At 54.9% G+C, this 18386-nt stretch carries 15 protein-coding genes and 3 tRNA genes; 13 read left to right on the top strand and 5 right to left on the bottom strand.

The genetic code is table 11. The features are described from left to right. Positions 1-187 precede the first annotated feature (187 nt). The 3 genes from queF (at position 188) to sS8_RS12610 (ending at position 3103) form a co-directional block, all read left to right on the top strand. Positions 188-577 (top strand): preQ(1) synthase, encoded by a 390-nt coding sequence (queF, locus tag sS8_RS12620; protein ID WP_119629937.1) that lies wholly within the window; start codon positions 188-190, stop codon positions 575-577. Positions 578-985: 408 nt separating this feature from the next. Beyond that, positions 986-2503 (top strand): serine/threonine protein kinase, encoded by a 1518-nt coding sequence (locus sS8_RS12615; protein WP_119629936.1) that lies wholly within the window; start codon positions 986-988, stop codon positions 2501-2503. A gap of 48 nt (positions 2504-2551) precedes the next feature. After that, positions 2552-3103, top strand: coding sequence for a hypothetical protein (locus sS8_RS12610; RefSeq protein WP_145986522.1), 552 nt, complete (start codon positions 2552-2554; stop codon positions 3101-3103). Between the two features lie 50 nt (positions 3104-3153). Here sS8_RS12610 and sS8_RS12605 read toward each other — a convergent pair whose 3' ends face one another. The 4 genes from sS8_RS12605 to sS8_RS12590 form a co-directional block, all read right to left on the bottom strand. Beyond that, positions 3154-3834, bottom strand: coding sequence for a class I SAM-dependent methyltransferase (locus sS8_RS12605; RefSeq protein ID WP_119629934.1), 681 nt, complete (start codon positions 3832-3834; stop codon positions 3154-3156). An 8-nt stretch (positions 3835-3842) separates the two neighbouring features. After that, on the bottom strand, positions 3843-4238 hold the full coding sequence (locus tag sS8_RS12600) for a hypothetical protein (protein WP_119629933.1): 396 nt from the start codon (positions 4236-4238) through the stop codon (positions 3843-3845). A gap of 198 nt (positions 4239-4436) precedes the next feature. Continuing rightward, the gene (locus sS8_RS12595; RefSeq protein ID WP_119629932.1) at positions 4437-5228 is read right to left on the bottom strand and encodes a polysaccharide deacetylase family protein; all 792 of its coding nucleotides are present in this window, start codon (positions 5226-5228) and stop codon (positions 4437-4439) included. Positions 5229-5553: 325 nt separating this feature from the next. Continuing rightward, positions 5554-6174: a class II aldolase/adducin family protein gene (locus sS8_RS12590; protein ID WP_119629931.1), complete on the bottom strand. Its 621-nt coding sequence runs from the start codon at positions 6172-6174 to the stop codon at positions 5554-5556. A 241-nt stretch (positions 6175-6415) separates the two neighbouring features. Between sS8_RS12590 and sS8_RS12585 the strand changes: the two genes are divergently transcribed. The 9 genes from sS8_RS12585 (at position 6416) to sS8_RS12545 (ending at position 15906) form a co-directional block, all read left to right on the top strand. Beyond that, positions 6416-6500 (top strand) — tRNA-Leu (locus tag sS8_RS12585). A gap of 152 nt (positions 6501-6652) precedes the next feature. Beyond that, positions 6653-7975 carry a trigger factor gene (tig, locus tag sS8_RS12580; RefSeq protein ID WP_119629930.1) on the top strand — a complete coding sequence of 441 codons (1323 nt, stop codon included), beginning with the start codon at positions 6653-6655 and terminating at the stop codon, positions 7973-7975. A 19-nt stretch (positions 7976-7994) separates the two neighbouring features. After that, positions 7995-8639 carry an ATP-dependent Clp endopeptidase proteolytic subunit ClpP gene (clpP, locus tag sS8_RS12575; RefSeq protein WP_119629929.1) on the top strand — a complete coding sequence of 215 codons (645 nt, stop codon included), beginning with the start codon at positions 7995-7997 and terminating at the stop codon, positions 8637-8639. Between the two features lie 100 nt (positions 8640-8739). Continuing rightward, a complete protein-coding gene (clpX, locus tag sS8_RS12570) occupies positions 8740-10020 on the top strand; it encodes an ATP-dependent Clp protease ATP-binding subunit ClpX (protein WP_119629928.1) in 1281 nt (426 codons plus the stop codon). Positions 10021-10830: 810 nt separating this feature from the next. Next, positions 10831-13257, top strand: a complete 2427-nt coding sequence (lon, locus tag sS8_RS12565) for an endopeptidase La (RefSeq protein ID WP_119629927.1) — start codon at positions 10831-10833, stop codon at positions 13255-13257. A 216-nt stretch (positions 13258-13473) separates the two neighbouring features. Then, on the top strand, positions 13474-13746 hold the full coding sequence (locus tag sS8_RS12560; RefSeq protein WP_119629926.1) for an HU family DNA-binding protein: 273 nt from the start codon (positions 13474-13476) through the stop codon (positions 13744-13746). An 11-nt stretch (positions 13747-13757) separates the two neighbouring features. Further along, positions 13758-13833, top strand: a tRNA-Val gene (locus tag sS8_RS12555). A gap of 6 nt (positions 13834-13839) precedes the next feature. Continuing rightward, a tRNA-Asp gene (locus sS8_RS12550) sits at positions 13840-13916 on the top strand. Between the two features lie 106 nt (positions 13917-14022). Next, a complete protein-coding gene (locus sS8_RS12545) occupies positions 14023-15906 on the top strand; it encodes a SurA N-terminal domain-containing protein (protein ID WP_119629925.1) in 1884 nt (627 codons plus the stop codon). Between the two features lie 7 nt (positions 15907-15913). Here sS8_RS12545 and sS8_RS12540 read toward each other — a convergent pair whose 3' ends face one another. Continuing rightward, on the bottom strand, positions 15914-16786 hold the full coding sequence (locus tag sS8_RS12540) for a TraB/GumN family protein (protein ID WP_170161067.1): 873 nt from the start codon (positions 16784-16786) through the stop codon (positions 15914-15916). A gap of 465 nt (positions 16787-17251) precedes the next feature. On the opposite strand from sS8_RS12540, the gene sS8_RS12535 reads away from it, so the two are divergent. After that, positions 17252-18370, top strand: a complete 1119-nt coding sequence (locus sS8_RS12535; protein WP_119629923.1) for a glycosyltransferase family 4 protein — start codon at positions 17252-17254, stop codon at positions 18368-18370. Positions 18371-18386 lie beyond the last annotated feature (16 nt).

Raw genomic sequence — 18386 nt, 5'->3', positions numbered from 1 at the left:
TGTTGCGCCGTAGCGGGCGGCAGCGGGAATAGAAGGGGGGGCGCGAGAGCGGGCAAGTCCGTCAGTCTGGTTTGTAATGGAACCGGGCGCTATTATAACGGACTAATTTCTTTGGCGTGATTCCGGACTCGTTCGGTGCCGCCGATCCTCTGCAATGCCTATCCGCGAAGTTCCTTATACCGTTTCTATGTCATCCGCACCCAGCAAAGATCTCGAAATCTTCGATAATCCGCAGCCCGGCCGCAATTACACGATCCGTATCGAAATTCCGGAGTTCACCTGTCTGTGCCCGAAGACCGGTCAGCCCGATTTCGCCACCATTCTGATCGAATATGTACCCAACAGAGCTTGCGTGGAGCTCAAATCGCTGAAACTTTACATCTGGTCTTTCCGCGAAGAGGGCGCCTTCCACGAAGCGGTGACCAATCGGATGCTCGATGACCTGGTCAGTGCCTGTGCACCGAACTTCATGCGCGTCACCGCCAGGTTTAATGTACGGGGAGGCATCTATACCACGGTTGTCGCGGAACACCGCGATTCCGCGTGGAAAGCGCCAGACCTGGTCAATCTTCCCTGATTCGGGATGGCGAATTCCGGTTTGTCTTTGAAGGATAATTCCGGGGCAGGGTCGCCCGTTGTTACAGTCAGCTTGGTTTCTTCCCGCAGCATCTCGGATTGACTCCGGGGGCGCCGCCATCCGCCTGCGGGCTGAATATTCTCGCGAACTGAAACACGCTCTGAATCGTGTTTAGGAAGCCGTTGCCAACCGAGGGAAACGAGGGTAAGGTAAAAATCGGAGCCACCAGGAGTAGTAGGGATATCGGACGCGATATCTGCGCGGCGGCTCTCGTACCAAGCCCCGGGCTTGGCCGGATATGGCGGTACCAAAGGCTTGGTCTCTAAATTGCGCTCGGCCTTAGGTTTATTTATTACAGTGACGTTCAGGAGTCCGCGGAGTAGTGCCAGCTCCGCATAGGGGGGAGATATGCACTTAGGTTCCGTTGTGGGAGGCTACAAGCTTCTGGAGCTTGTCGGTGAAGGCGGAATGGGCACGGTTTTCAGGGGCGTGGACGTCATGCTGGAGCGGGAGGTCGCCCTGAAATTGCTGCGTCCGGAACTGACGCACCAGCCGGATCTCGTCAAACGCTTCCAGAAGGAAGCCATCACTCTCGCCCGTCTCAATCATCAGCACATCGTTACGCTCCATCACATGTTCCGGGATGGGGAAAAGTATTTCATGGTGCTCGAATTCGTGCGCGGCGAGACGCTGGATCGACTCATCAAGCGCTACGGTCCGATCCCGTGGCAGACCGCCGTGCCGCTGATCTGTCAGGCCCTGCACGGCCTCGAGCACGCTCACATCCTCAAGGTGATCCACCGCGATATCAAGCCGTCGAACCTGATCTTGACCCAGACCGGCATAGTCAAGCTGATGGATTTCGGTGTGGCCCGTATGCTGGAAACCAACGGTCTGACCCAGTCCGGCGTCCTCGTGGGCACTCTCCGCTATATGTCGCCCGAGCAGATCCGGGGCCAGGATATCGACTTCCGGGCCGACATCTATGCTATCGGCGTAGTGCTTTACGAGATGCTGACCGGTCATGTGCCTTTCAACCGGAACACCAATTATGAAATGATCCGGGCGATGGTTGAAGAAACTCCCGAATCTCCCAGGAAGTTCGTGTCGCAACTCCCGCGGGGGCTGGAAGTCGTGGTTCTACGTGCTCTCGCCAAGTCCCCGCAGGATCGCTATCAGAGCGCGGCCGAATTTCGTTCCGATCTGGAAGCTTTTTTGAACGACTCGACGGCTGATCCCTCGATCGAAGAAGCCGCGGCAGGTTTGAGTGGCAAAGGGCCATGGTTTGGTGGAACGCCTCTGGATGACGGTGAGCCTCTCAAAGAAGAAAAGACGCGGCTTCTGGTCGGAGAACCGGCCGGCGCCGTGTCCGCGGCGGCTGCTTATCTCCGGCAACGGATCAAGGGGATCGCGGTACTGGCGTCGCTGCCGCTAATCGCTTTTCTGGCGATTGGCGATCGTCATGAAAAATCCATGCCGGCCGCTCCGGTCGCGGTGGAATCCGAACCATCCGGTCCGAGCATTGCCGCAGAGACTCTTCAGCTCCGGGGTCTGGAAAAATCCCCCGATCTTCTGCCTGTGGCAGCGCCTCGTGAAACTCCTAACAAGACTGTTGAACCGAGTCCAGTCGAACTGAAAGATCGGCCTCCCCAACACCCGGTTCAGGCGCAAGCGCCTGAACCGCCGCCGGTGCCGGCCGAGACGTCCCCTGAAATTCCGGTAGAGAAAGCGGTTCCGGTGGTGGATCAGCCTGCTCGCCCGGCTGCATCGAATGTCGCTGCGAACGATAAGAGGACAAGTCTCTCGAAAAAGCCCGAAAGTTTCCCGGTGAAAGCGGTAAAGAAAGCAGTTAAGAAAAAAAGCACGGCGCGCCGCCGCCCGCCCAGCAAGCGCGTAGACGGCGGGTGGCAGATCATTTCGGAATGATGCGCAGTTTCCGCTGATCGGTAGTAGTGAATATTGGAGAGATCCTTAATGCCTATAAAAAAAACAATCCCGTTACTGTGCTTGGCCTTGGTTGCGTGCAAGTCTACCCCGCCAAAGGAAGTCGTTTCCGTCGTCCCGCCTGAAACGCAAGAATCAAACGCCGATAAGGTGGGCGAATTTCTGATTGCTTCAGCGGAAGACGTGTGGACGGAGTATGACTGCGGCGCCGCGAAAGCTCTCCCTTTCTCGTTTCTCGAGGAGCAGCGGTTGACGCCCGAAGCAGTGGTGGCGGGTGCGCAGTTGACCCATCATTTCACTTATGTCCTCTGCTCCGGCAGCCCTGATAAAACCTACACGGGAACCCTCTACAGGAAGATTTATTACAAGGGCAGACGCATTTATGACGGTTCCCAGGCTTTTGAGCTCAAGCCCGGCCGTTGGGAAGTCAATGCCATCATCGAGGTTCCCAAGCAAGCCAGACTTGGCACCTATACCTTGGGGACCGAGTTCATTGGTCGGGCCTCCAAAAAGAAAGAAATCATGTTGATAAAGAAGGGCGAGTTCAAGGTCGTAGAAGAAGACGACGACGGAGAAGAATAACGAACTCCGGTTATTGTAATCGACGATGATTTTCCTCCGATGCGGCGGGATCAGAGGTGAGCAATGAACAGCACGTTGGCGAACGGTGTGCCTTTGCTCATCGGAGCCGTTTCCACGGTGAAACCCAGTCCTTCGAGTAGATCTCGCCATTCCGTCTCGCTGCGGTAATGATAGCGCTGGCTAAATTGGCCTCGCGCCAAGGCGCACAGGCGTTCAGCCGTCCGTGTGGCGCGAAAGCTCAGGCCTGAAGCGGCATCCGCTTCCCGCATTACCAACGTGCCGCCTGCGGGTAAACTGTCGGCGATCCGTTTGAGCAGAGTCTCCTGTTCCTCCGCCCGGAGATATAGTAAAAGGTCCAGCAGGACAACGGCTCCGGGGGCGGGGAGGGCAGCACTGCGGACGTCGGCAAGCTTGATTTCTGCCTCATCGCCCAAGGCCCGCCTGGCGGCTGCGATATCCTTGGTGCGCAAGTCTAGGCCGCAGAGCCGCACGTCGTACAGTGCGGTCAGAGCTCGTTTTCGAACTTCCGACAATAGACTTAAAAGAATGCCTCTCCCGCAGCCCAGGTCTAGAATGAGCCCGCTTTGGGGAAGCCAGTTCGGGTTGGAAATCAGATGGGAGTACACGGGGTCATGCCGCAACTTGCCGCGTACGAATCCCTCGGTGAAGCGGCCCGCCGGCCGGTAGCGACGGGCCGCATGTTCGGCCAGAAGGCCGAAATCGAAAACCACTGCTCAACTTACAGACTTAACAGCTCACGTTTGATGGCATTATCGAGATTCTGAATCCAGCCGTTGTAATTGCTGTGAATCTTGATGCCGTCGTAGTTCAGATTATTGCTGTTCCTGTAGCGAATATCGTATTTGTCCTTGCCGTAGGCGATGTCCACTTCGGCCATGTGGGAGCGGATGAACAAGGTTCCGATGAGCTTTCCGGGCGCCACTTTCCTGATTTGCCAGCCCAGTGAAGCGCCGGCTCGGATGATGGCTTTCTCGACGTCGCCGGAGGTATAAGGCTTGGTGCCCGTCACCATGACCGGCGCATTATAGACGTTGTATACCGGGGATGTCCGGCAGCCGGCCAGCAGAACGAATGCAGCAACGAACAGGGCGACGAGTGCAGATTTGAATTTCATTGTTTTTTCTCTTTTTTGGTTAAAGTTGACGGAAATTCCCGGAATAAAACAAATAGGACCGGCGTTCCGCCGATCATCGTCTATTGTCCGGGTGGATTCTGCAAACGAACAGCATTCACCGCAATAACCGTCCGATACCAACTTAGCTTCGATCCGGCGTCCGTGGCGAACTCGGCAGTTTGAGGAAGCTCGGATTCGTCATAGCGGTACGGGCGTGAGATTCAGCCGAAAGACTTCGTCCAGCAATCTCGGCAGGGCTTCCAGTACCGCGGGGCGGCCATTGCGGTCGCGGGCCGCGGAGCCGTCGTGCAACAGCAGAATGTCTCCGCCACGGAGGTTTCTCGACAAACGCCAAACGATCTTCTGCGGATCGCCGAGTACGGCATCGTAACCCCGCCGCGTCCACGATACCAAGGACAGATCCAGGCTGCTCAGCACCGGTTGCAGCCACGGGTTTCGCATGCCGACGGGAGCCCTGAAATAACGCGGAGCAAAACCTGTAAGATCGGTAAGCACCGCTTGAGCTCGCCCGATTTCTTCCTTGAAACCGCCGATACCGCTCAAGGCGAAAGTATGGGCGTGGCGATACGAGTGATTTTCGATGCGATGACCCCGCGATACGATTTCGCGAGTCAGCTCCGGATACCTTTCGGCTCTGGAGGCGATGCAAAAAAAACTGGCTTGGGTTCGATAGCGATCCAAAAGATCGAGCACTTTCGGTGTGGTCTCGATATCGGGACCATCGTCGAATGTCAGTGCGATTTCCCTCAGTTCCGCCCGTTCGGCGGGAAGCCGGGTGAGGTTCGGGCCGAGCAGCGGGCCCGTGGGCCAGAAGCTTGCGCCGAACACGATCGCATGATTGGCGGCTAGAGCCTCGAGAAACAGTGTCGATCCTTCGGGCGCAAGCAGGGCGGCGGCTCCGCCGATGGCTTGGAAAGCCACGGAGTAGCGCAGAAAACGGGAGGGTAGCCAATGACGAACGGGGTGCATCGGAAAGGTTCGAACTAAAATGCGGCAGTCGAGGATGACGTTCAGATTATTTCGAAAGACGGCGCGACGGCAAGGTGGCATGGGGCGCGTATATGCCGTACGAGGTGCGCATCGTCGAAGCAATGATCCGTATGGGACGTCGCGAGCAAGCGCTGACGCTGTTCAATTTTCTGCTCAAGAATCAACGTTCCGCCGGCTGGAACCATTGGGCTTACGGTACAAATACTGGGGTATCTGGGCGATGCGGACGATAGATCGGTCCGGCACATGGGCCGCGCGGTTTCCACCGCGATCGGACGGATGCCACGGAAAATAGCGTGGCGGCTCAGGCCAAAGCCTTGGCCAGGTTGCGGATCAGGCTTGCGGCGGCTTCCTCTACGGTACCCCCGAACGCGATGATGCCGTCTTCATGCCCGCCCATGGCGATCACCGGATTTTTCGAGTCTAGAACCAGGTGTCCGACTTCCAGGGCCATCTCCGGCGTGCCGTAACCGACCTTCGGATCGGTGACCGGAATACCCAGGGTTTCTGCCTTTTCCCAGATTTCGGGCGAATGGACGTGTAGTACGCATTCGATTCCGTTTTCGCTCCGATATACGGCGGCATGGGTCAGGGCTTCAGAAGATGGTGCTATCGGTCCTTGGGCGATGATCAGGTTTTGCTCCAGATCGAACCCGGTGACCAGGCTATAGTGCTCGGCCGAGATTCGCGGGTGTCCTCCGGTTTGCGTTCCACTGATCAGGAAGGCTGCGGGTCCCTGGCGGATACTGGCATTGCCGTAGGCCAGACCACCATACCGTCGGGGATCCAGTCCGGTGAGTCTCAAGCGATAGAGGATCGTGCGCCAAGCGTTCAGTTCGGCAATGACTACGTGGTCAACCGCCGGAGCCGCCGTGAAATTGAGGCGATACTTGATGACACCTTCTTTGTCCTGGTTAGGGTCCATTCCCGGGTTTCTCGTCTTGGCGCGGTTACGGTCATTAAAACAGGGCCGGTCGAAAACGCAAAAAAACAGCGAGACTCCGCGCCTCGATAGAACGAACAGATGAAAAAAAAATCGCGCGTCTTATAATACGAAAATTGCACTCCAGCGGCAGGCTGTATTTTTGGATCGAATCTTGAAAGGACGTCGGACCGGGGCCGGAAAATTCGCTCGAAACGGAGTATAATCCAGGCAGTTTTTATGTGCGAATGTGGCGAAATTGGTAGACGCGCTGGATTTAGGTTCCAGTGGGGCAACCCTTGAGAGTTCGAGTCTCTCCATTCGCACCAAATGTTCAGTAAGCACCAAGAAGCCAGGCTTCCAAGCAATTTTATCCGAGTGCGGATATCAGAGTTCGGCGCAGTAGCCAACAATTTTGGCGATTGTGCTTTTCGGGCCAGTCCCTCCGATACTTTTTTCCATTCTTTGAGGTAACAGCGACATGCAAGTTTCTGTCGAAACGACGTCTGAATTGAGCCGGAAATTGACCGTGCAGGTGCCGGAGGAGGAGATCCAGGAGAAAATTGCTACACGTCTGAGGTCGTTGGCGAACCAGATCAAAATCGACGGATTCCGTCCCGGCAAGGTACCTCAAACTTTGGTAAAAAAACGTTACGGACAGCAGGTTCGGGAGGAAGTGCTTTCGGATTTGATCCAGTCGAGCTTCTATGAAGCCGTGCGGGAAGAGAAGCTGAGACCTGCCGGTGTACCGCAGATCACTGCTCGCAAGATTGATGAGGGCAGCGGACTGGAGTATGAAGCGAGCTTCGAAGTGATGCCGGAATTCGTACTGATGCCGCTGGAGACTCTCGAGGTCAAGCGGTTCGTTTCGGAAGTGACGGAAGAGGATGTCGATGGAATGATCGAACGCCTCCGCGAGCAGCGAAAAACCTGGCAGGAAGTCGAGCGTGCGGCGGCGACGGGAGATCGTGTCACGATTTCCTTCGAGGGCAAGATCGGCGAAGAGTCTTTCACCGACGGAAAAGTCGAAAATCTGCCCGTTGTGCTGGGCACCAACCAGATGATTCCCGGATTCGAAGAAAAATTGGTGGGATCTACCGCCGGATCGGTGTTGGAATTCGAATTATCGTTTCCGACGGACTACCCTAACGAAAAGCTCGCCGGGAACATGGCGCGGTTTGCCGTCGAGCCGCTGAAAGTCGAGGAAAGCCTACTGCCGGAAGTGAACGAGGAATTCGCGAAATCCTACGGCATCGAAGAAGGCGGCGTGGAAGCTTTTCGCACCGATATTCGAGCCAACATGGAGCGCGAGATGAAACGGGCACTGCAGACGAAAAGCAAAACCTCGGTGATGGACACCCTGTTCGCAAAGAACACGATTGCATTGCCCAATGCCTTGATCCAGGATGAACTGAACCATTTACTGAAGCCTTACCGGGAGATGGCCGAGAAAAGGCGGCAGGATTTCGATGAAGCTAAAATGAAGGAAAAGTTCGAGCCGATGGCGCGGCGAAGAGTTGCTTTGGCGCTGATCCTCGGAAAGATTATTGAAACTAATAATCTGGTAGTGGATCAAAAGCGGGTGCGTTCGACCGTCGAGGAACTGGCCACGAGTTACGAGAGCCCGGAAGACGTGGTGCGCTGGTACTATGCCGAGCCGGAACGGCTTCGCGAGGTGGAAAACGTGGTGATGGAGGATCAGGTTGTAGACTTGGTGCTGGACAAAGCCAAAGTGACCGAGGAAAAAATCGCATTCCAGGAACTGATGCAACCGGATACCGGCAGTTCCTCACAGGCGGCGTAAATTTAATCGAAGAGACTTCATGATGTATACCGGCGATTTTGAGAAAACCGTCCAAACTCGGGCCACAGGCTTGGTGCCCGTGGTCATCGAACAGTCTGCCCGGGGCGAGCGGGCGTTCGATATCTATTCCCGCTTGCTGAAGGAGAGAATCGTTTTTGTGGTTGGTCAGGTCGAGGACTACATGGCCAACCTGATCATCGCTCAACTTCTTTTCCTGGAATCGGAAAACCCGGACAAGGATATACATCTTTATATCAATTCTCCGGGGGGCATAGTTACGTCCGGATTGGCGATTTACGATACCATGCAGTTCATCAAGCCCGACGTCAGTACCATGTGCATCGGCCAGGCCGCCAGCATGGGCGCGTTGTTGCTGGCGGGCGGCGCAGCCGGAAAGAGGTATTGCCTGCCTCATTCCAGGGTCATGATCCATCAGCCTCTGGGCGGATTCCAAGGTCAGGCCAGCGATATCGACATTCACGCACGCGAAATTCTCGCGACCCGAGACAGACTGAATCGGATTTTGTCAAAGCATACCGGCCAGCCTTTGGAAAGAATTCAGGTCGACACCGATCGGGACAATTTCATGAGTGGAGAAGACGCAGTGCAATATGGTCTAATCGACAAGGTTCTCGCTAGTCGAGAGCCGGGTTCTAGCGGCTGAACGAATTGGAAGCGAACTCGAAGGGCTGGCGGGCTTATGTCGGTAGCGGTAGGTTCGCGAAGGTTGCTACAACGGTCATCTGACGAATAAGAGGTTTGCGATGAGTGATGATAAGCACGGCAAAGACGGGGGCGGGAAACTTCTTTACTGCTCGTTTTGCGGGAAAAGTCAGCATGAGGTTAGAAAGCTCATTGCGGGCCCGGCTGTGTTCGTCTGTGACGAATGTGTCGAGCTGTGCAACGATATCATTCGCGAAGAGCTTCAGGAAAATGTTGCCGCTAGTGTAGACAAGTTGCCCAAGCCTAAAGAGATCAAGACGGTCCTCGACGAATATGTTATTGGCCAGGAGAAAGCCAAAAGGATTTTATCGGTCGCGGTCTACAACCATTATAAGCGTCTTCGGATACAGAACCATCTGAAGAAGAACGATGTCGAGTTGGCCAAGAGCAATATTCTCTTGATTGGGCCGACGGGATCGGGAAAGACCTTGCTGGCCGAGACGCTCGCCCGGTTGTTGGACGTGCCGTTTACCATCGCCGATGCGACAACGCTCACCGAGGCCGGTTATGTCGGGGAAGATGTCGAAAACATCATCCAGAAGATCCTGCAGAAATGTGATTACGATGTAGAGAAGGCCGAGTCCGGCATCGTCTATATCGATGAAATCGATAAAATTTCCCGTAAATCCGACAATCCGTCCATTACTCGGGATGTATCCGGTGAAGGTGTCCAGCAAGCTCTCCTGAAACTGATCGAAGGTACGATAGCCTCGGTGCCGCCACAGGGAGGACGCAAGCATCCTCAACAGGAATTCTTGCAGGTCAACACCGCGAATATTTTGTTTATCTGCGGCGGTGCGTTCGCCGGATTGGAAAAAATCATTCGCGCCCGTTCCGAAAAGGGTGGCATCGGCTTTTCGGCCGAGGTCAAAACGATGGACGAGCGCCGCAATGTCGGCGAGGTTTTGGTTGACGTTGAAGCGGAAGACCTTATCAAATACGGTCTAATCCCGGAATTTGTCGGTCGCTTGCCTGTGGTTGCGACCCTCGACGAGTTGGATGAGCACGCGTTGGTCCAAATTTTGACCGAGCCTAAGAACGCCCTGATCAAACAATACAAAAAATTGTTCGAGATGGAAGGTTGCGATCTGGAAATTCGCGAGGATGCGTTGAGGGTTATCGCGCGGAGAGCGATGGAACGGAAGACCGGTGCGCGAGGTCTGCGGACGATTCTCGAACATGTGTTGTTGGATACGATGTACGAACTGCCTTCTGCCGAACTTGTTTCCAAGGTCGTCATCGATGAAAAGGTCATTCGCGGCGAGGCCGACCCATATCTGATTTATCAGACGGAAGAAAAGCACTGCGCCTCAGTCGATTAGAAAAATTCTCGAATGCTATCGATGCTTTTCGATGAGTGGGCATCGATAGTGGTATACAGGGATGTCCTTGTGGCGGCGTTTCCATGCTTGATCAGCGGTCCGCAAGCGGATTGCGATGTTTGGTCTCGGATCGCGGCCTCCCCACGACCTTTAGATTCCATTTTGCCGCAGGACGGGGCATTTTGAGTGAGTCCTGGTTCGAGGCGTCAGCCTTTATTTTTGCTTTTCTGCCCATCAGCGCAAATTCCCCTTGCATAATTGATCGATTCTAAGCTGTCGTTCGCAGGTGCCGCAGCTGCGCGTGTAGCCATCGATACAGGCAGTTAAGGAAACTCTGAATAAACCCTCTCCCTTCTCCGGGACAAAACGGCAGGGCGCGACGCGACGAGCGGGCAGGCCAGTGATGGGCCGCCCCGGCCTCGCGAGCGAAGCGCGACAGCATCGCACGCGAGGCCGATTCGCACGCGTGAGCGCCGCTTGCGGCTCCGCACAGGGAATGTGCGGAGTGATTGGGTTGGGTGAGGGCCTGTTGGATCAATTAGTTGCACAGGTCGCCTCTCCGAATTGGAGAATTTATCAGAGCTTTCTCAAAGAATTCGGTCAGGGGAATCTCGGGGCCGCGTTCGTATCTAAGTATTTTTTCGTACCGATCTCGACCGGAACGCTGAACTCTTGCCCATCTGCTCGTCTAAAGTTTTCGCTAAATCAATATAGTTTCCGATTTTCTCGGGCTTAGTCTTGTTTTTTGCCCGAAGCTTACCTATATACTCAGTAACAACGCGTACTCAATTCAATATCCACGGGTGGCTAATGGAAAATACCTCGCTTGAAAATCGTGCAAAGTCCGAAAAAGTGGTGCCGGTGCTTCCCTTGCGGGATGTCGTAGTCTATCCGCATATGGTCATACCGCTTTTCGTAGGCCGGGAGAAGTCTATCTTGGCATTGGATAGCGCCATGCGGGACAACAAGCAAATCCTGCTGGTGGCGCAGAAAGAGGCCGAGCTGGATGATCCGAGCTTTGAGGATCTGTACGAAATCGGCACACTTTCGAACATTCTACAGTTGCTGAAGCTTCCCGATGGCACCGTAAAAGTGCTCGTCGAGGGTAGTGAGCGTTGCAGGGTCGACAATTATCGGGTTGCCGACAAACACTACGTGGCTCTGGTTTCACCGCGGCGGGATGAAGTCAACATTCCGGACCAAGAGGTTGATGTGCTGATGCGCACCGCCATCAACACCTTCGATCATTACGTTAAGCTGAATAAGCGGATACCGCCGGAAGTCTTGAATTCCCTTGCAGGTATCGACGACCCGAGCCGACTGGCGGATACCATCGCGGCACACATGACCATAAAGATCGAGGACAAACAGTCTATTTTGGAAATGAGCGATGTGACGGGCCGATTGGAGCGACTGATGACGCTGATGGAAGGCGAAGTGGATATGCTGGAGATGGAGAAGCGTATCCGCGGACGAGTCAAGCAACAGATGGAGAAGAATCAGCGCGAGTATTATTTGAACGAACAAATGAAGGCCATCCAGAAGGAATTGGGTGAAATGGAAGACGTCCCGAACGAATTCGAGGAACTGTCGCGCAAGATCGAAAAGGCTGGAATGCCCGAGGCGGCTCGTACCAAGGCCGAAACGGAATTGAACAAGCTCAAGTTGATGTCGCCGATGTCTGCGGAGGCAACGGTGGTCAGGAATTACGTCGACTGGATGGTAAACATGCCATGGAAGAAGCGCACGAAGATCAGCCATGACCTGCAGCGTGCCGAAGAAGTCCTGGAGACCGAGCACTACGGTTTGGAGAAGGTCAAAGAGCGTATTCTGGAGTATCTGGCGGTTCAGCAGCGTGTCAAGAAACTGAAAGGCCCGATTTTGTGCTTGGTCGGGCCTCCCGGCGTGGGCAAGACCTCGCTCGGTCAGTCGATTGCCCGAGCGACCAACCGCAAGTACGTTCGCATGGCCTTGGGCGGAGTGCGTGACGAGGCCGAAATTCGCGGTCACCGCAGAACTTACATCGGTTCTATGCCCGGTAAAATTCTGCAAAACCTCTCGAAAGTGAAGACTCGCAATCCGATATTCATGCTCGACGAAATCGACAAGATGGCGATGGATTTCCGCGGCGACCCCGCCGCTGCGCTGCTGGAGGTGTTGGATCCCGAACAGAACCACACCTTTAACGATCACTACCTGGAGGTCGATTTCGATCTGTCCGAGGTGATGTTCATCGCCACGGCAAACACCCTAAATATCCCGTCGCCGCTGCTGGACCGCATGGAAGTCATTCGTATAGCGGGTTACACGGAGGACGAAAAGGTCAATATCGCCATGCGCTATTTGATCCCGAAGCAAGTCAAGAATAACGGCCTCAAGGACAGCGAGATCCATATCACCGAGTCCGCGGTCCGTGACATCATCCGGTTTTATACTCGAGAGGCCGGTGTGCGTAGCCTGGAGCGCGAAATCGCCAAGATTTGCCGGAAGGTCGTAAAGAACCTTGTGCTTAAACCGAGCACCAAGAAAGTGAATGTGACCCATCGCAACGTGGACGATTACTTGGGCGTCAGGCGCTATCGCTATGGACGCGCGGAGGAGACGGATCAGATCGGCCAGGTAACCGGTCTGGCCTGGACCGAAGTGGGAGGCGAGCTTCTTACCATCGAATCCGTGGTCATGCCCGGAACAGGCAAACAAACTTATACCGGAAAACTCGGCGAGGTCATGCAGGAGTCCATCCAAACCGCGGTTACGGTTGCCCGCAGCCGAGCGGAAACGCTCGGAATCGATCCCGCGTTTTATCAAAAGCACGACGTGCACATTCACGTGCCGGAAGGGGCGACGCCCAAAGACGGCCCTAGTGCCGGTATCGGTATGTGCACGGCGTTGGTTTCCGCATTGACCCGGATCGCGGTGAGATCGGACGTTGCTATGACGGGAGAAATTACGCTTCGCGGAGAGGTTTTGCCTATCGGAGGCTTGAAAGAGAAACTATTGGCGGCTCATCGGGGCGGCATTTCGACGGTCTTGATCCCTGAGGAAAACGAGAAGGATTTGACTGAAATTCCGAAGAATATCAAGCAGGATCTCAAGATCGTGCCGGTTCGTACTATCGATCAAGTTCTCGAGACCGCACTAAAACACATGCCGGAGCCGTTGAAACCACCGGTTGCGTCCGAATCCGAGGGTGTGACCAAGTCAGCGAGTCCTGCAGGCATGATAGTTGCTCACTAATCCGTATTCCGAAAAGTCGCTCTGTGTATTTGGAGAAACGCCATGGATCGGCAAAATCTGCTGAATCCCAGACGCTGTGCGGCTTGACAGTGCTTTTTGTCTACTGCTACATTTCGCCGGCAAGTTCAAGCGTGGCCAATTGCAGATAGGGAAAGACGAAGACGTGCGGCAATGTGATGAACTTAGATTCAACTTCATCGACCAACGGGGGAAAGAATGAATAAAGCGGAACTAATCGATGCGATCGCCAAGTCGGCAGACCTGACGAAGGCGGATGCCGGGCGCGCACTAGACGGCATGATCGACGCTATTACGGCAGCTTTAAGGAACGGCGAGACCGTTTCATTGGTGGGTTTTGGTTCCTTCGGGGTTAAAGAGCGTGCTGAGCGTCAAGGCCGTAATCCGCAGACGGGAAACACGATCACGATCAAAGCTGCAAAAATTCCCTCATTTAAGGCTGGTAAAGCGCTCAAAGATGCTGTAAGCTAGTCGACTCTTTCGGGTGCTTAGCTCAGCTGGGAGAGCATCGCCCTTACAAGGCGAGGGTCGTAGGTTCGATCCCTACAGCACCCACCAGAAATTGGAGCGGTAGTTCAGTTGGTCAGAATACCGGCCTGTCACGCCGGGGGTCGCGGGTTCGAGCCCCGTCCGCTCCGCCAATTTTAAAAACCCGCGGCCTTAGGCAGCGGGTTTTTTTTTGGGGCAGGGAGAATTGCCCGTCATTTCGTTCAATGAGAGCTGTTAAAGCCATTTCAGGTCCTGCATATGCTTCAAGCGATTCGTGATCGTGCCCAAGGCATTTTTGCCTGGGTGATGTTGATTCTTGTCGGTGTGCCATTCGCTCTATGGGGAATTCAGAATTACCTGGATTCCGGAAAGGAGCAGCCGCTGGCCGTCGTTGGCGACAGGGACATTTTTGAGCGTGAAGTGACCCAGGCTTATCAACAGAGTCTTGCGAACCAGGTTGGCGTGGTCGATGTCGACGAAAAGGAACTCAAGCAGGAAGCTTTGGAACGACTGATTCGAAACGAGGTCATTGCTCAAAGCGCGGAAGCCAAAAAACTGGCTGTAACCGATAACGCGGTTCGCGACTTCATCCAAACGCTGCCTTATTTTCAGACCGAAGGCAGGTTTGACATGGAAAAGTACAAGATCATGCTTTCATCTCAGGGCTTGAGTTCTGCCCAATTCGCCACACAGGTCAGAAGAGCTTTGTTGATGGAGCAGTACCAGCGCGGATTGCTTGACAGTGCGTTTGTGACACCCAATCAACTTGCAACGCTATTTCGACTCAGAAACCAGGAGCGTGAGTTCGAATATCTCAGAATCCCGCTGAAGACATCGAATAGCCCCGTTTCCGATGCGGAGATCGAAGACTACTATCGGAAGAATCTTGCTGCTTATCGGGACCCGGAACGGATCTCGGTCGAGTACATTGCCGTTCGCCTTGACGATATCGCAAAAGAGATAGACGTTACCGACGAGGATTTGCACAATCTGTACGAAGAACAGAAGGCAAATTTTACCACCGAGGAACGGCGAAAGGTCAGCCATATTCTCGTCGTAGCCGATTCGCAAGACGGCGAAGCGGCGGAGCAGACGGCTTTGACCAAGATTAAAAAGATTCAGGATCGTCTGGCCAAGGGCGAAGATTTCGCCAAGGTCGCGAAAGAAACTTCGGATGATCCGGTTTCCGCCCAGAAAGGCGGCGATCTGGACTTCATTACAAAGGGCGGGATGGAGCAGAATTTTGCGGACGCGGCATTCGCTCTCCGGGAGGGCGAACTATCCGAGCCTGTGAAAACCTCGTTCGGCTATCACCTCATCAAGGTAACCGAAGTGTTCCCGGCAAAAGTCAAATCGTTCGACGAAGTTAAAGGCGAACTCCGGACGACCTTCCAGCGTAACGAGGCCGAAAACAAATTCTACGAAGATGGGCAAACGCTGACGGAGTACAGCTATGAGCATCCGGACAGTCTCGAGCCCGCCGCCAAAGCCCTCAATCGCAAAATCGAAAGCACCGGATACTTCACGCGGGATGAGGGCGAAGGTATTGCCGCCGAACCCGCCATAAGAGCGGCCGCGTTCAGCGAGGACGTGATGAACGGCCGCAACAGCGACCCGGTGGAGTTGGGCAGCGATACAGCGATCGTCTTGCGAGTGAAAGATCATCAACCGGCTTCCGATAAGCCGCTGGCAGAAGTAAAGGAGGACATCGTCGCCAAGCTACGGACCGAGGAGGCTCGTAAGGAAACCAGCAAGCTCGCAGGCGATCTCATGCGCCAAGCACAGCAAGGCGCTGCGTTCACGGATTTGGCCAAGAAGCACGGTGTATCAGTCTTCAAGGAGCCTAATCTGCGCCGTGATGCAAAGGACGTTTCGTCTGTTCTAAGGAATGCCGTGTTCAAAGCGGCTCGGCCGGCTTCCGAGCAGCCGGTGGTCGCGACGGTAGAACTCGAAAACGGCGATCAAGCCGTCTTCAAGCTCATCGCGGTCAAGGAAGATGCTCCGCAGGAGGAGGCCAAGGAGGCGGAAACGGCGGCGCGCCAGTTCCTGGTCAAGACTAACGCGCAACGCGAATTTTCGTCCTTTGTGGCGCAGTTGCGCGAACTCGCCGATGTTTACGTCAAGCCGCAGGCCGAAGACTGATTGGGATTTATTCGAATCGAGGTCGAGAGATCTCAAATCCTCTCGATCGCAGCAGATTCGGCAGGCCGTGCTCACCAACCAGGTAGCCGACCTCCAAGACTATGAAGTAAGTCCTGCCGTCTGCTGCGAGCTCCGCGATTTTCTCGGCCATCGCCCCGCCTCGATCGACCAACAGGAGCTTGAAGATCTTGTCCGACTCCGGAACGGTCTCGAAGCGGCGCCGGGTTATCTGTTCGACGGTCGATGTGTCTCCCTTCATCCAGGCATCGGCCAAGGTTTTGAAATAATCATCCCCTCGTTCGACCACGGTCAGCGACTGCAATAATAATTGCTCTTGTTCGTTGTCGGTTAATCCCTCCAACAGCTTCGCCTGCTCCTCGACCGAGTCCAGCTGAAGGACTGGTTTCTGCATCTGTGTGTCCTTAACCAAGCGTTTGTCGATGCTGAGTTCTTGCGTATAACCTGCCTGCTTAGCAGCCCGGTTCATCAAACTCAGTGCCGCCATCCACGGTTTCTGGGCAAGAATCGCATCCTCCGCGATCCCAAGAGCGTTAATGGCTTTGTCTACCCGTTCCCAGGTAGCCGATTTGACGTGGTCTCTCAGCTTGGAGTTGTCCGAGTATGTGCCGAGGTTTGCCGCGATCGGAAGCAGCTCGGCTTGCGTCAGGGCGCGCAAATCGGCCCCGACGACCAGCACATCGGCTCCCGAGAGCGCTTCCGTTATCGTGTCGGAGAGGGGATACACGGCGTTCGCCCCATAAGGAAGCGCGCCCATCAGATACACCGTGCCCCCCGCAGAAGTGGCTTTCCAAAGGAAAGGCGGTTTATCGTCGTGCGGCACCCGTTCGGTCAGGCCGGGCGGCAGCTGAGCCGAAGTCAATTTCTGGCATGGTCTGTCTTGGTACAAGACCTTGTTTTGTTGATCCAAGCACTTATATACATCGGCGAACACCGAGACAGGCAAGACGGTAAGTACGGAGACGATTAGCTTGGCGCGAGTTATATGATGGAGCATAGGTGTTATTTTTCCCAATCTGAGCAAGAGGTCGGCAAAGCGATTCGTAACACCTCAAATGTAGCTCAAGTGCCTGCATTGACAATTCGAACTGGGGGATGCGTACCGACGGCCGGTCGAAAGTATGCCGTTCGGAACCATGGAACCGATTAGTCGAACCTCGGTGCCGTCGCCGATTGGACCTTGCCGTCATGCGGGTCGAGTCTCGGGGGCGAATCAGTATGGTGAACCTTTGAGTCCTCGTTCCGATCAAAAACTAATAGCGCAAACAGCGGGTCCAGTCTGCCAGTAGGCTTCGAGCCCGAATGTGGATGGCGCTAAAGGAGGAGTATGAAAATCGCGCAGGTAGCGCCTTTGTATGAGAGCGTGCCGCCGAAACTATATGGCGGTACCGAACGTATCGTACATTATCTTACCGAAGAGCTGGTAGGCGCGGGACATGATGTTACGCTCTTCGCGAGTGCGGATTCGGAAACAAACGCCAGGCTCGAGCCGATCGTTTCCAAAGCACTGCGTCTCGACCACGAAGTCTTGGATCCGTTACTGCCCCACCTGTTGATGATGGATCGGGTGTGCAGGTCGGCCGGTGAATTCGATGTCATCCATTTCCATACCGGCTGCCTTCATTTCCCCGTATTTCGGGATTGTTCAACCCCGCATGTCACGACTTTGCACGGACGCTTGGACATCAGAGAGCTAAGCAGCCTTCTTCAAGCCTTTCTGGATGTGCCTCTGGTTTCCATTTCCGATTTCCAGCGCAAGCCGGTTAGTTGGGGCAACTGGGTCGGCACCGTTTATCACGGACTGCCGGAGCCTTTATACACGTTTCGGCCCCTGCCGGGCTCCTATCTGGCGTTTCTGGGGCGGATCTCACCGGAAAAGCGCGTCGATCGGGCGATAGAAATCGCGGTTCGCGCGGGCATGCCGCTCAAGGTCGCGGCCAAGGTCGACAAGGCTGACCGCGAATATTTCGAGGGCATCAAGTCTCTTTTGGATCACCCTTTGGTCGAATTCATCGGTGAAGTCAACGAACGCGAGAAGGACGAGTTGCTCGGCAATGCCTGCGCCCTGCTGTTTCCCATTGATTGGCCGGAGCCCTTCGGGCTCGTGATGATCGAGGCTATGGCTTGCGGTACCCCGGTGATTGCCTTCAGTCACGGCTCTGTTCCGGAAGTAATGCGGCACGGAAGCACTGGTTTTATTGTCGAGAGTGTCGAACAGGCTGTTGCGGCGGTGGAACGGATAGGCGAAATCAGCCGGGCAGCGTGCCGTGAGGCGTTTGAACGCCGCTTCTCCGCTCGCCGCATGGCCAGCGATTATATTCAAATCTATGGCCAACTCGCTGAAAAACGTAAGCAGAAAGCCAATCCGACACTGAAGGTATTCGGCATGGACTTCATTGAGAAGGACGTTGACCGTGTTCCCATGCTGAGCAAGCAGACGATGTAGAATTCAAATCCTAAAA

Origin of the sequence: Methylocaldum marinum (assembly GCF_003584645.1) — a bacterium.
Taxonomy (GTDB): Bacteria; Pseudomonadota; Gammaproteobacteria; order Methylococcales; family Methylococcaceae; genus Methylocaldum; species Methylocaldum marinum.
The sequence above is the reverse complement of the archived record's forward strand: the minus strand, read 5'-3'. Positions and strand labels throughout refer to the sequence as shown.